The organism is Helicobacter trogontum (assembly GCF_000765905.2).
GTDB classification, from domain to species: Bacteria; Campylobacterota; Campylobacteria; order Campylobacterales; family Helicobacteraceae; genus Helicobacter_A; species Helicobacter_A trogontum.
Genome location: NZ_JRPL02000003.1, coordinates 86,216 through 99,242, shown reverse-complemented (window position 1 = coordinate 99,242; position 13,027 = coordinate 86,216). Strand labels below are relative to the sequence as shown.

The window sequence follows — 13,027 nt, the reverse complement described above, 5'->3', positions numbered from 1 at the left end:
TTATATTGAAAAATTTTATGAAACTATTTTTTACACTCAATTTATTTTAAACAGGGAATACAAAAAATACTTTTATCTCTATAATTAGAACTGATTTTTGCTCTACAAGAGTTTAGCTTTCAGCAAAGTTGTTGGGATTGATGTGGTAGGTAGACTAATAAGCTGTAGCATCTTATAATTTTTAGACTTTAAGACTTTTGGCTATGCGTGCTGTGTTCTTTCTTTATTTTTTAGATGATTACGTTTGAATGTCATTTTTATATTAGTATTTATGGCTTTGTATTTATGGAGCATCTTTGTCTTTTTAATTTATTTTTTATAAAGTATAATAAATTTATTTTACTTTATTTAGGGCATTAATTCTTAGTTTTGCATCACAAGATAACGAGGTATGTATCGAAAACACATGAACATTTAACCCCACTATACTAAGATTATAAGTAATTCTATTGAAAATAATTTGACTCCATTTGATCTATTGCAAGTTAATTAACCCTGTAGAATTTTTTTTAAATTTTCTTGTAATTGCAAAATCTTGTTTTTATTAGCAAAAAAGCTATTTGTGTTTGCAATGAGATAGGCACTTGATTCCATAATAACTTCATCAATTTGTAAATTATTTTGTTTCATTGTGCTACCTGTTTCAACAATATCTACAATACCATCTGCAAGATTCACGAGTGGAGCAAGCTCAATAGAGCCATAAAGTTTTATAACATCAACAGCAATAGCACGAGCGGAAAAAAAGTTTTGAGTGATATTTGTCATCTTTGTAGCAATTTTTATACGAGGTTTTAGATAATTTATTGGTTTACCACACTCGCTACCAAGCACAACCTTGCATTTGCCAATTTTCAGATCTAATAATCTTGCGACATCAATATCTTTGTGTTCTTCAAGCACATCAAGTCCCACGACACCCAAATCAGCTGCACCATAATACACATAGGTTGGCACATCTTGATTTCTTACGAGCAGAAATGTATAATTTCCCTCCTTTAATATAAGTTTTCTGTCATCAAATTGTATTTTTTTGTCGAGAATCTTCGCAAAAAGTGATAGAGCCTCATCTGCTATTCTTCCCTTTGGGAGTGCGATTGTAAGCATTGTATATCCTTTTTTAAATTATATTATTTTCTTTTAGGGCTTGTTGCATACCTTTGAAAATTAACGTGTTGTCAAATATACTATTTTCAAAATACTTAGCAAAAAATTTACCATCGCCACCTGTGAAATACATCTTTTTTGTTTGGGTTGTATGCTTTAGCATAAGTATAATACTTTTTAGGATTCCAAAACTTATTGCTTCTTTTGTATTTTGTGGTGGTGCATATAGATTTACACTTAGATCAAGCGGGACATGCAGGGCAGGAGATATGCATTGATATAAGTGTTGATATGAGCTTATTCCAGGTAAAATGTAACCACCAATATGTTGATTATCTTCCATAATATCAATAGTAATAGCACTTCCAGCATCAACTATCACACCATTACTAATGGCTTTGCATGCGGCTTTTCTATCAATCCCTAAACCTTTATATACGCTTTGTAGTTGTATAAATTTTTCAAGATTAATGCAAGTTTTATGGGAATCTAATAATTTTTTCTCAAAATTTGGATTCACACTAATATAATAGATTGGGATATGAGGTTTTTTTAGCGTAATGCTATTTGGATTCTCTCGCCATATTCTACCCGCGTAATAAAAATGCAAAAAAGAATTGCCTATATCACATAGAATAATACCTGCCATTACAAACCTCCTTTCCCTTCATTTTTTGAAACAAATTTTATTTCTTATCCTCATATATTGTCTTTTTTAATGCCTCATTGAAATTTAAAATATTATTATTGATATAGAAAATATTTGGCGTATAAAACATTGTAACACGTTTGCTAAACCATCTATCTATACCAAATTTCAGCTTAAATGCCTCATAGCTAAAATCATTAAGTGATAAATCAATCAAGTATCCACCACTATTATCAAAGGTATATAGGTGATCTTTCTTAATTATGATTCCATTCAGATTTGCATATGGCAATTTTACGCTTTGAAGTGTTGCCAATGTTTTGTCGAATTGATATATTGTGCCATTGAGACTTAATGCATAAATATGTGTCCCATCAAAATAAATGTCACGAATCTCTAACTCTTTGCCATAAGATTCCCCATGTATAAGTGTATAGATACGCTTGTGCGTAGCACTTACTAATTCATCCTTTTGCACCTTGAGGTAAATAATATTATTTAGGAATTTTTCTGTATTTACAATGATATTTTTGACACTTTTTCCTTGTGTTATGTCGATTGTGTTTAGTCTGCCATCAAGCGTTGGGAAAATGACGAGCGTATCAAGGATGATGGGATTTGCATGTCTTGATGAAATCGCATAGATTGATTCTTCCTTGATTTGAAACTTAAAGGTATCTTTTGCAAGATCGTAGAGAAAAAGTGTATTGCTAGCAAGTACACCAGCAACAAGATCCCCTTTTATACTTGCACTTACAACACAACCTTTTGTTGCAATGGTCTTCATGTTGTTGCGATCAAGCTTTGCTATATTGTTTTCATATAATAGCGGGATAACTAACAATCCTGCACAGCCATCGCCAATAAGCCATTGCTTAGAATCTGCGTAGAGTAGATTTTCATGTTCATTGATCGTAATATGTGATAAGCCATTATCAGTGATGACTGCATTGTTTTTGAGTTTTGCACTCGCTTGATTGCTGTTTACCAAGGGTTTATCTAATTTGTCATTAAATTCTATTTTGCCATAAACACGTTGTGGTTTAAAGTTTTTTTGTGAGTCACAGCCACTATAAAATACAAGGAGTAATAATATGGTTAGAGTGCATGATGCTTTGCTCAAAAAGGTTTTATTTAAAGCATTCTGGATCGTAAAATATTGTAAATATTTTGCACCATACAAACATTGTGATATGTGTTTTTGGTAAGATTGAAGATTACACACAATGTAGCAAAAACTTGATTTCAATATTTTATACATTATTTTCCTTACTCTTTTGTTTTATTTGCTTCCACAGGCAATTTAGCCGTATCTTCTTTTGATGCATCTGCATTTTGTGTAGGTAAGCTTTTGCTATCCAAGCCATAATGTTTGAGTAGAGTTGCCATTTCTGTAACAAGTCGATTGTTATCTCTTGGTTGTATGGATTCTAGAATCTCATGAGCTTTTTGCGTGTTATTATTTTGCATATATAGATATGCTGCCAAAAATCTCGCTCTATCGCGTAATAGCGGCATAGAATCTGACTCAAAATTTTCAAGCAATTCCAATTTTTCACTAAAAACTGCATATTGATAGTTGGCTAGTGTAGCAATGAGTTCATTGCTTGATTTGCTTAATTGTTCTAATATGGCGAGGTTTTCATCACTCTTTAACTGCAATAGACTTAGATTTTGCAGTTGAGTGTAGCGATAAAAGTCGTATAGGTCTGGTTTTATTGTGGCAAGTAATTCCTCTGTTTTTTTTCTATCTTCTTCAGTGATATTTTTGCTATGTAAAGTATTCATAAGCTCATTAGCTTGCGTATTTGTCTTATGTTCCTTGTATGCACTAATGCCCTTATATGCACCAAAAAGCACCAATAAAGCTATAATAAGAAATAGAAAGTTTTTATATTTTTTGTAGAATGTTTCAAGTTTAAATGCACTTACAAGTAAATTTTGATCTTTTGTAAGTTTATCCTTTACTTCATGGAGATTTTTTTCTATTGACATGCTAAACCTTGATATTCTGATTAAGCTTAGAATGATAGCACAAGATTTTCAATAATTTGGCTTTATGCTCTCATTTCATATATACTTTTTTCTGCAAGATTTTAGTGTTATTTCAATGGTTATGTATGCCATTTTATTGTGTGAAAAAAATGAGGTTTATGACGACCAAATTTACCTACAACATGGAGTTGTGTTCGCGTGGAATCTGCTATATGTTGCAGGGCAGAGAGATTACTCTCTTTGAAGCTAAAGAGTAGCTCATATTCCTCTCCACTTTGATATATTTCTCGTTTTAGAGTAGAGTAGGGTAAGAGTGTCAATTTGTTTTGAGATTCTAATCGTTGTATCTCATTGGCTAACCCATCGCTAATATCCATACAAGCATGTAGCAATCTATGTGATTTTTTAAGGAAATTCATACGTAAAAAGGGTAGGGTAAAGCGACTATCCCTGTGTTGAGATTCTATATTGTGATGCGGTATAATATTTTTATGTGCACCATATCTAAGTAGCTTTTTTAGAGTATTTAGACTCCTTCCAAGATTTCCTTTTCGCATACTTGTATAGGCAAGTAAATCACCCTCTCTCACCCTGCCTCTATGTAGATATTTGCCTATAAGATTCCCAATGATTGTAATGTGAAATGAAAGTTCGTTGCCACACATTGTATCACCACCTATAAGTCTAATATTGTATTCTTTACAAATTTGTGTAATACCTTGTATGATTTCTTTGATTTGTGTGTTTTGTATTTTTTTATGCAACACGATGGAGAGTAGAGCATATTGTGGTAATGCTCCTGAACTTAATATATCAGAGATGTTTACCAAAAAAGCTTTTTTTGCGAGATTCTCATAACTTAACCATTGATTTTTATGCGTATATGTTATAAAGTTGTTTACACTATGGCATTTCTTATTTTCTAGATGATGGATCTTAAAGTGAATATTTTCTACAAAGCTATCGGCTGCAATGATATAGTTTTTATTCTTGAAAAGTAGTGGTGATAGCAAAGCACAATCATCGTTAAGATTTTGTGTAATACCACTTTGTGTTAAAAGTGTTAGAAAGTATGATTCCTTATCCATAATGATCCTTTTTTATAGGTTATGAGCACACGAGTTATGCAATGTTAATGTTTGAATTAAAAACATGTTATAATATCGCATAAAAGCCATTAGGAATAAATTTTATATGCAAGATTCTAAAAACGATACAACTACATCTCACAATAACCTCACACAAGAGCAAGATGAGGTGCACCTAGATACCATAGATCTTAATAAAGCGCAAAAAGATTCAGAAAATATACAAACAGATTCTCTGCATGATATTATTGTAGATGATATACAATCTGGCTTAGGTGCTTCATATGAAAGTGATGCACATATTCATAAAGGGGATACAAGTCCTCATTCTTCAATCACGCCTATTAGTGATAGCATATTGGTGAATGAAGGGGTAGGGGTAGAAATAAATATAAGTAACATAGATGATGAGATCCCGCAGGATATCAAAGATATTATTATTGCAGATTCTAGGGATTCCATATTAGATACAGAATCTGCACAAAATGGCTTAGGGTCATATGCACAAAGAGAGGAAATAAAAGAGAGTGATAATATTTATAAAGGACAAAGTAAGTCAATAGACGCTAATTTATCACATGGAGCAAACCCACCTAATAAAATTAGTAATGCCGCAGAATCTAGGATTTCGCAAAAACTTAATGATCCTCATATCTCACAAGAGAGTGTGCAAGAATCTTATAGAGATGATATAGATAAAGAAGATTTATTTGACAGCGAAGTTTTACAAAATTCATATAGTGCAGCAAAGTCTAAAAAATACAGGTGGCAGTATCTAATCTACTCTAAGCGAGCATTTATTATTTTGGCTTGTATTGCATGTTTTGTTGGTGGTTATGCGATGTATTTATTTTTTGGTTCCACGTCACTTGAGGTATTATGGGATTTACATAAAACAAGAAATGCTTTGCGTATTGAAGTGGAGCAAAGTAGGTTGGATAATGCAACATTGCAGCGTGATGTCCTTGAGCTTAGGGCACTTGAACCCAAATAAACTCTTTATTCTATGAAACTTAATAAAGTAATGCTTATTTTATTGTGGTTTCAAGCAGGTAATCATGTGTGAGCTAGAACCCTGTTACTCTTAGACCAATACCAACACGATGTGTGGGTATGTTATATTCATACAAGCTATTTGCGTAACCATAGAAATATTGCCCATAAAGTGCGACGAAATCACTTATTGCATATGCATATCCAAGCTGTAGCGAACCATGATATTGTGTATAATCGCTAATAATTGGAGCAACATGCAATTCTGCAAAATGCTTCTTGTGTTTATAATATAATCTTGCATTTGCATAGCCCATATATAAACCAATATCTAGGTTATCTCTGCGTCTTGGGATATATGGCCAAGCTGTAATATGCACTCCAAATTTTCCATTTTTAAATACAGCTTTTTCCCAAAGGAGTTCGAAGATAATTCTATTACCCATACTTCTTGATCGACACTCTTCTGGGGTTAAAGAATTCCCATTAGAATCCCTTAAGCATTCATTGCCGCCTATACCATTACTAAAATGCAAATAGCTAATACGTAATTCCTTAATTTTACCGCCAAATAGTTTCCAGTCTGTCGGATATGAATAAAGGATTGAAGGTTTATAGTTTGAATCTCGCATGGGATGAGAATAGCGAGAGTTAAACTGCTGAAACCATGATGTTTGGGTATATGCAAAAAAGAGAGACCCTTTACTCCAAAATGCACCTCGCCAAAGTGGCACTTTAAAGCTTAGTTGAAACTTTAATTCACCGGGAAGATTATTGCCATAGATTCCAAAAGGTGGTAGGCTATATGAATAAACAAAATATGTCCCCTCATGTTCTAGCACCTTCATAAAATCTGTGTATGTTGCTTCTGCCTTTTTTGATCGTTCTTTGTAGGTGTTTATATCAAGGAAGTGATTTTTTAATTTTGTAAGAATGGTTTGCTTGGAGGTTTTAGAATCTAAGTTATTATCTGCTATTTGAATGGGTATTTGATCTTTTGATGAGGATTGCTTGGAGTCTAAATCTTTAATTCTTTCATCATAAATATATGTCTTTTTTGTTCTATTTAGCATATCATTTGAGGTTATCCAAAGGGGATTGTTATTTGTGTGTGCTTTTGTGATATGATAGGTAACCAATAAACAACAAAAAGCATATTTAAAAATATGCATTATGTATCCTAAAGTAAATTTTATGTAAAGTTTATTATAACATTGCATTCATTACAATAAAAAAACATGCGATGCTTTCGTATTGGAATCTTTTTTGTTAAAATTAGTGTTTTGAAAGGAAATACATGGAAAAAGTTATTGCGATAAAAGAGAGAGTTTTAAGTGCAAATGATAAAAAAGCACAAGAGTTAAGAAGTATTTATGATATGCACAATAAGTTTGTAATCAACCTTATGAGTAGCCCAGGAAGTGGTAAGACCACACTTTTAGAATCTTTAAGTCAGTTTGATGACTTTAGATTCTGTGTAATTGAGGGTGATTTAGAAACAAATAGAGATGCGGATAGATTAGAAAAGCAAGGAGTCTTAGCAAAACAAATCACAACAGGTGAGGCGTGTCATCTTGAAGCAAGTATGATAGCAAATATGCTGCCATCGCTTATGGAGGATTCAAGGTTTAATCAGAGTGATTTTTTATTTATAGAAAATGTGGGTAATCTTGTATGTCCTGCAAGCTATGATTTGGGTGCAAATGTTAATGTTGTGTTGCTTAGTGTGCCAGAAGGTGATGACAAAGTGTTAAAATATCCATCTATGTTTTTATGTGCTGATATTGTGCTGATTACAAAAGCCGAAATGAAAGAGTATTTTGGATTTAAAACGCAGCAAGTAGAAAGCGATCTAGCAAGTCTTCGACATGGCGTAGATATTATGGAGATAAGCAAAGATTCTAAAGAAAGCCTTAAAAACTTAAAAGAGTATTTTCAAGCCTTAGCATTAAGAGGGTATAGGACAAATCATATATTTAAGTGATGATGCATATATCTAATCATAGATTTTACGAGACATTTATTATTTTATGGACTCTTTTTGCTAAGCAAAAGTCTTGCATTTTTTAATTTATTAAGGAATTAGGTTTTTAAATGATGTAGGCAATAAAATTTAACATGTTGTTATTGCTTGGCTCAAATCATTTAGGAATGATATATACTTTTTATCAATAGAATCTGCACCTCACCACCTTTTAAAACAAAATCATGAGAAGCTAAATTTATAGTCATCTTGTTATAAATATACTCTTGTGCTCATATAATCAAATATGAAAGAATTTTTAAATTATATGGGTTTAAATAAGATGGATTTTCTTCTAAAATCTAAGTTAAATATTGGTTGTTTTAGATACAATTTTGATTAAAATAACGATTTGCATTATTTATAATTTACAATATTTCAATAATATTAAATGAAATAATTTTTTATATAAATTCTTATATTTAATATTAAATATAAATATATATTTTAATTTTTAGAATTAATTTTTAATTAAATACTATAAAATATAAAATAAAAATTTTATTATATTTTAAGCTTATATTAAGCTATATGTTTATATAATCTAAACAGCTTCTAATTTATAAGGTAGCAACCAAGTGAATATAGAAGCAGAAGAAATTCAATTTTTGTGCAAAAGGAGCGAAGTATGAAGAAGGTAATTTCTATGTTGGTTTTAAGCTCTGTCTTGAGTTTGACTCTCATGCAGGCACAGGTTCAAGCAAATGTTGTACAAAATATTGTTGAAACACATAAAGTAGCAAGTATTAATAGTGATGATATGAATATGCTTTTTGATAGTGCTAAGAGCGGTGATGTTATTGCATTGAGTGATGCCGAGATGAGTGAGACTAAGGGTGAAGGGATTCTTGCTGGATTGTTGGCGGCTTTTTTGACACCAATAGCAGTAAAGGCTGGTGAATGGGTAGCAAATAAGCTGTTTGGATAAAATTTACGTCATATACATAATATGTGGAGGTTTAGTATGGTGGGCTTATGTAAGAGAATTGGTTTAAGCGTTGTATTAACAGGGACTTTAGGAGCGAGTGCCAATGCGGTATGTGTAGTAGAAAATTACTGCATAGACTTGTATTTGGGTGCTGGTGGATTTTATGAAAATACAACAGGGAGTGGAGCAAACATCAATAATATGGGCGGCTTTATCTCTTTGGGTGGAGCAGATGTCTATTTTAAGAGAGTGCAATTTGGACTTGATGTAAAGCTTGGTTATGGAAATAATAGTGTTGGCGGGACAAATCTTAATCTACTTACTAAAGATAATACACTATTTCAATTTGATGGGATAGGTAAAATTGGTGTCAATATAGCTGGGAAGGATTCTCCTCTATTTGTCAATTTTCTTGCTGGGTATGATGTGATGAATTCTAGTGGTGTCGGCAGAGAGTTGTTTCTTCTTGGAGGCGGAATTGATGGTAAGATTGCTTTAAATGAAAAGATGAAACTCACATATACTGCTGGGTATGGTTATGTCTTTAATGGTGCATATACTTTTAATAAGGCTCATGCGAGTATAGGTGAAGGAAGCCAAATTGTTATGTTTAGTCTTGGTACACAAGCTAAAGTAAGTGAGAATGTGAATTTTTACTTTAAGGGCTTTGGTAAATATTATGATTTAAATGCAAGTAAGCAAGTAAATGGTATAAGTATGCCAGATTCGCGTGCTTGGCAAGCTGGGTTAGAAGCTGGTGTTGCATTTTAATGCCCTTATTATGGTTTCTAATTTGATGTAATTTTAATCATTTTCAACATGCCAAATTGTGAATTTTTGCATATATTTGCAGAGTATGTAATATTTTTGTAGTCTTAATATCATAAGGGTTTTTAATTCAACCCACTCGCCCAAGATAGATTGCCAACATAGAAGTTATAAGGCATATGACGCACTGGACATAAAATAGATTTATATATTTTTGCTTCATTGTTTTTGTTTGCACACTTGAATACAAGGTGTGTAAGTATAAGATTAGATTCTGATATTTTCATGAAATTTATTTTTATAGGATTTTTATTATAAAATGTAAAGAATATATTACATTTTATAGAATTATTTATAAATAAAGCAACAATAATATAGAAAAATTCGTTTTTTAAGCTTGATTTTAGATATTTGTTTGTATTATTATTTATAGTTTTTATATTTGCTAAAGTTAGTAAATATAGAAACTATAGCAATGAAATGTTACATGAAATTAGGAGAGAGTTATGAAAAAGATAGTTTCAATGCTGGTTTTAGGTTCTACTTTGAGTTTCAGTGTTATGCAAGCACAAATTCAAGCAGATGGTATACAAAATGTTGTCAAGACGCATAAAGCATCAAATATCAATCATGATGATATGAATGTGCTTTTTGATAATGCTGAAAATGCAGATGTCATGGCATTAAATAATGCAGAAATGAGCGAGACTAAGGGGGAGGGTTTTCTTGCTGGACTGCTTGTTAGCTTAGGAATTGGTGCTGGTGCTTGGCTAGGTAATTGTTTATTTAATGGTAGTTGCACTGATTTTGATTTTTCTTTTAATGCAGGATTTTAAAGGAAAATTGGCGAAAGTTTATAGTCAGTTTAGTTGCCATATTTAGGGCAACTTCAACACGGTGCTTTTGGATGGGAGATATGGTTATGATGGATAGTATTAAAAAAATTGGTTTAAGTCTTGTGGTAACTGGGGCTTTAGGGGTAAGTGTGAATGCAGTGTGTGTATCAGAAAAGTATTGTTCTGATTACCATGTTGGCGTGGGTGGATTCTATGAAAATATGAGTGCTAATGAAGCTAATATAAATCGTGCAGGAGGTTTTATATCTTTTGGTGCTTATGATACGCTATTTCAGAGATTTCATTATGGAGCTGAGATGAAGATTGGATATGGTAATACCAATCTAAGTGGTGCACACTTGAGTCAATTTAATAAAAATACGCAACTCTTGCAAGTTGAGTTGATGCCCAAAATAGGTGTAAATTTACTTAAGGGAACTTCTTCTTTGTTTATTAATTTGTTTCTTGGAACAGATGCGATTATTTCTAGTAGTAATGGCATTGGAAGATTGATGGTGTATGTTGGACCTGAACTTGAGGGTAAACTTAAAGTATCTGAAAGGGTTAAACTTACATATAGCTTTGGCTATGGTTATCTTGGTGCTGGGTATGTCTTTGATGGTTCTCTTGCTAGAGTAAATGGATATAATCAAGTGTTTATATTTAGTCTTGGTACACAAGCTAAAGTAAGTGAGAATGTCAGTTTTTATCTTAAGGGCTTTGGTAAATATTATGATTTAAATGCAAGTAAGCAAGTCAATGGTATAAGTATGCCAGATTCGCGTGCTTGGCAAGCCGGGTTAGAGGCTGGTGTTGCATTTTAATGCTTCATCATTTTTCATGATTATAGATTGTGTTTAACTATTATTTGCAAGACTAGAGTTAAATTACCTTGGTAGTTATATGACACAACAAAGTCAATGTCTGTTGTGTTATGTCAAGTGATAGTCTTTTTTATGTAGAGCTGCTATGAGGCTTTGTAATCTTGTAGTATGATGCAATCATTCTAACATAACGAACTCACTATTCTTGATTAAAATACGGAGACACAGCAGGTTAATGTTTAAAAAATATGTTTATGGAATATTTATTTTTGTCTTATTGTCGAATTTCTTAAATGCAAAACCAGTCAATATAGATGAGATTCTAAGCGGGAAAAGACAATTTAGAATACTAAGTCAGCTTTCATATATAAATATTAAAAGCAAAAATTCTTTACTCACTTCACTATCACATGATGTGGGTAGTGGTAACTCTATACAAATTCCTATTAGTATGATTGCAAATTCTAATACCGATTTTTTAAACTTTGCTATGAGTGTGAGATATGGAATCTATAAAAATATAGAGATTTTTAGCACGATAAATGCTTTCTATCAGCATAATACAACAAATGTAAATGCGAATTTTACAGAGAAACATAACGGAAATTTTAATACGTGGAATCTAGGGATGTTAGCTCAAATTAAAAGAGAAGGTAGATATCCTGCTTTATTGCTTGGCGGCAGCATAGACTTGATGAATATGACAAATTTCAGCAATGACACAGCAAAATTGCAATATTTTAAGGGTTATTCAATATTTGCAACAAGCTATTATACTATAGATCCACTTGTGTTCTTGCTACAAGCTGGATTTAGAGCAAATCTTTATAGCGCAAATGGAATGTTAAGTGTTAATAGTGGAGAGATTTTTACCTTAACGCCTATGGTATATTTTGCAGTAAATCCTTATGTATCGCTTAATTTTGGTATAACATATCAGTATAAAACTAAGGATTTTGTTGATAGTAAGATTGTATCCATGCAAGGCTCGTCTGTAGGATATAATTTTGGAGTTGCATATGAGATAAAACAGAATCTTATTCTTTTTAGCAGCATAGAATACTTACAGACAAGTGATTATACAAGCAATGCAATAAATCTTACCCTTTCATATAGAATCTAAAATGAAGTATTTTGTATTTATATTGTGTTTCACGATGGCATACTCAAAAGCAATAATTACAATAGATTCTGTTGTGATTGAGACACCGATAAAAACTTGGACACAAATTAGAGATAGTAATCTCACTAAACAAGAGTATGACTATAGTTGTGGTTCTGCATCATTATCTACAATACTCACATATTATTATAATACGCATACAAATGAAAGAGATATTATAAACTTTATGTTGAGAGATAAGGGTATTGATATTAATAAAAAAGAGGAGATTGAATGGAATGATGATTTAAGAGAGAAGGCTAGCACCTCATTTCTTGATTTAGCTAAATATGCAGAGACAAGGGGATTTAAGGCTCTTGGATTAGCACTTAATATGGAATCTCTAGGAAAGCTCAAGGTACCAGCAATTTTGTATGTAAAAGCAAGAAGCAACGATCATTTTAGTGTATATCGCGGAATGGATCACTATTTTGTTTATTTATCCGATCCGAGTTTGGGTAATATTAAGATTAGCAAAGAAAAATTTAAAGAAATGTTTTATCAACGTAATGATGAAAGTTATCCAGGAAAATTACTTGTTATTTTGCCTAAAACCAACCCCGCACAAATCAATACAGATTTTATGACAATTAAGCACAATACTAATCTTATAGAGCAGGTTATACAAGATAAAAGCACTATGCGATAAGATAA

General features: G+C 32.0%; 15 protein-coding genes. 8 read left to right on the top strand and 7 right to left on the bottom strand.

Translation table 11 applies throughout. The annotated features are described in order from the left end of the window. Positions 1-489 precede the first annotated feature (489 nt). From hisG to LS81_RS02295, 5 genes are all read right to left on the bottom strand, one after another. On the bottom strand, positions 490-1,107 hold the full coding sequence (hisG, locus tag LS81_RS02315; RefSeq protein ID WP_034344681.1) for an ATP phosphoribosyltransferase: 618 nt from the start codon (positions 1,105-1,107) through the stop codon (positions 490-492). 13 nt (positions 1,108-1,120) lie between these two features. Next, the gene (locus LS81_RS02310) at positions 1,121-1,756 is read right to left on the bottom strand and encodes a type III pantothenate kinase (protein WP_081955878.1); all 636 of its coding nucleotides are present in this window, start codon (positions 1,754-1,756) and stop codon (positions 1,121-1,123) included. A 37-nt stretch (positions 1,757-1,793) separates the two neighbouring features. Beyond that, positions 1,794-2,879, bottom strand: coding sequence for a plasminogen-binding protein pgbB (locus LS81_RS02305; RefSeq protein WP_237022190.1), 1,086 nt, complete (start codon positions 2,877-2,879; stop codon positions 1,794-1,796). Positions 2,880-3,025: 146 nt separating this feature from the next. After that, positions 3,026-3,751 carry a hypothetical protein gene (locus LS81_RS02300; protein ID WP_052096449.1) on the bottom strand — a complete coding sequence of 242 codons (726 nt, stop codon included), beginning with the start codon at positions 3,749-3,751 and terminating at the stop codon, positions 3,026-3,028. Between the two features lie 119 nt (positions 3,752-3,870). Continuing rightward, positions 3,871-4,839 carry a thiamine-phosphate kinase gene (locus LS81_RS02295; RefSeq protein ID WP_034344684.1) on the bottom strand — a complete coding sequence of 323 codons (969 nt, stop codon included), beginning with the start codon at positions 4,837-4,839 and terminating at the stop codon, positions 3,871-3,873. Between the two features lie 106 nt (positions 4,840-4,945). On the opposite strand from LS81_RS02295, the gene LS81_RS02290 reads away from it, so the two are divergent. Further along, entirely contained in the window at positions 4,946-5,833 is an 888-nt protein-coding gene (locus LS81_RS02290; protein WP_034344688.1) for a hypothetical protein, read from the top strand. A 73-nt stretch (positions 5,834-5,906) separates the two neighbouring features. Here LS81_RS02290 and LS81_RS02285 read toward each other — a convergent pair whose 3' ends face one another. Beyond that, positions 5,907-6,905, bottom strand: coding sequence for a phospholipase A (locus tag LS81_RS02285; RefSeq protein ID WP_104696439.1), 999 nt, complete (start codon positions 6,903-6,905; stop codon positions 5,907-5,909). 224 nt (positions 6,906-7,129) lie between these two features. Between LS81_RS02285 and hypB the strand changes: the two genes are divergently transcribed. The 3 genes from hypB to LS81_RS02270 all read left to right on the top strand — a co-directional run bounded on the left by hypB (position 7,130) and on the right by LS81_RS02270 (position 9,554). Further along, positions 7,130-7,816, top strand: coding sequence for a hydrogenase nickel incorporation protein HypB (gene hypB / locus LS81_RS02280; RefSeq protein WP_034344690.1), 687 nt, complete (start codon positions 7,130-7,132; stop codon positions 7,814-7,816). Positions 7,817-8,483: 667 nt separating this feature from the next. Beyond that, positions 8,484-8,783: a hypothetical protein gene (locus tag LS81_RS02275; protein ID WP_034344692.1), complete on the top strand. Its 300-nt coding sequence runs from the start codon at positions 8,484-8,486 to the stop codon at positions 8,781-8,783. A gap of 36 nt (positions 8,784-8,819) precedes the next feature. Further along, the gene (locus LS81_RS02270) at positions 8,820-9,554 is read left to right on the top strand and encodes a hypothetical protein (protein ID WP_233715914.1); all 735 of its coding nucleotides are present in this window, start codon (positions 8,820-8,822) and stop codon (positions 9,552-9,554) included. A 122-nt stretch (positions 9,555-9,676) separates the two neighbouring features. Here LS81_RS02270 and LS81_RS11205 read toward each other — a convergent pair whose 3' ends face one another. Beyond that, the gene (locus LS81_RS11205) at positions 9,677-9,838 is read right to left on the bottom strand and encodes a hypothetical protein (RefSeq protein ID WP_161976740.1); all 162 of its coding nucleotides are present in this window, start codon (positions 9,836-9,838) and stop codon (positions 9,677-9,679) included. Between the two features lie 219 nt (positions 9,839-10,057). On the opposite strand from LS81_RS11205, the gene LS81_RS02265 reads away from it, so the two are divergent. The 4 genes from LS81_RS02265 to LS81_RS02250 all read left to right on the top strand — a co-directional run bounded on the left by LS81_RS02265 (position 10,058) and on the right by LS81_RS02250 (position 13,022). After that, entirely contained in the window at positions 10,058-10,387 is a 330-nt protein-coding gene (locus LS81_RS02265) for a hypothetical protein (protein ID WP_034344696.1), read from the top strand. An 86-nt stretch (positions 10,388-10,473) separates the two neighbouring features. Beyond that, positions 10,474-11,211, top strand: a complete 738-nt coding sequence (locus LS81_RS02260; RefSeq protein WP_233715915.1) for a hypothetical protein — start codon at positions 10,474-10,476, stop codon at positions 11,209-11,211. A gap of 277 nt (positions 11,212-11,488) precedes the next feature. Next, positions 11,489-12,334 (top strand): porin family protein, encoded by an 846-nt coding sequence (locus tag LS81_RS02255; RefSeq protein WP_237022189.1) that lies wholly within the window; start codon positions 11,489-11,491, stop codon positions 12,332-12,334. A gap of 1 nt (position 12,335) precedes the next feature. Further along, on the top strand, positions 12,336-13,022 hold the full coding sequence (locus LS81_RS02250; RefSeq protein WP_034344704.1) for a C39 family peptidase: 687 nt from the start codon (positions 12,336-12,338) through the stop codon (positions 13,020-13,022). The last annotated feature ends 5 nt before the right edge of the window (positions 13,023-13,027 follow it).

Excerpts from the sequence above, each read along its gene's own strand:
- hisG (WP_034344681.1), bottom strand. The coding sequence starts at position 1,107 with ATGCTTACAATCGCACTCCCAAAGGGAAGAATAGCAGATGAGGCTCTA.
- LS81_RS02310 (WP_081955878.1), bottom strand. The coding sequence starts at position 1,756 with ATGGCAGGTATTATTCTATGTGATATAGGCAATTCTTTTTTGCATTTT.
- LS81_RS02300 (WP_052096449.1), bottom strand. The coding sequence starts at position 3,751 with ATGTCAATAGAAAAAAATCTCCATGAAGTAAAGGATAAACTTACAAAA.
- LS81_RS02295 (WP_034344684.1), bottom strand. The coding sequence starts at position 4,839 with ATGGATAAGGAATCATACTTTCTAACACTTTTAACACAAAGTGGTATT.
- LS81_RS02290 (WP_034344688.1), top strand. The coding sequence starts at position 4,946 with ATGCAAGATTCTAAAAACGATACAACTACATCTCACAATAACCTCACA.
- LS81_RS02285 (WP_104696439.1), bottom strand. The coding sequence starts at position 6,905 with ATGCTAAATAGAACAAAAAAGACATATATTTATGATGAAAGAATTAAA.
- hypB (WP_034344690.1), top strand. The coding sequence starts at position 7,130 with ATGGAAAAAGTTATTGCGATAAAAGAGAGAGTTTTAAGTGCAAATGAT.
- LS81_RS02275 (WP_034344692.1), top strand. The coding sequence starts at position 8,484 with ATGAAGAAGGTAATTTCTATGTTGGTTTTAAGCTCTGTCTTGAGTTTG.
- LS81_RS02270 (WP_233715914.1), top strand. The coding sequence starts at position 8,820 with ATGGTGGGCTTATGTAAGAGAATTGGTTTAAGCGTTGTATTAACAGGG.
- LS81_RS11205 (WP_161976740.1), bottom strand. The coding sequence starts at position 9,838 with ATGAAAATATCAGAATCTAATCTTATACTTACACACCTTGTATTCAAG.
- LS81_RS02265 (WP_034344696.1), top strand. The coding sequence starts at position 10,058 with ATGAAAAAGATAGTTTCAATGCTGGTTTTAGGTTCTACTTTGAGTTTC.
- LS81_RS02260 (WP_233715915.1), top strand. The coding sequence starts at position 10,474 with ATGATGGATAGTATTAAAAAAATTGGTTTAAGTCTTGTGGTAACTGGG.
- LS81_RS02250 (WP_034344704.1), top strand. The coding sequence starts at position 12,336 with ATGAAGTATTTTGTATTTATATTGTGTTTCACGATGGCATACTCAAAA.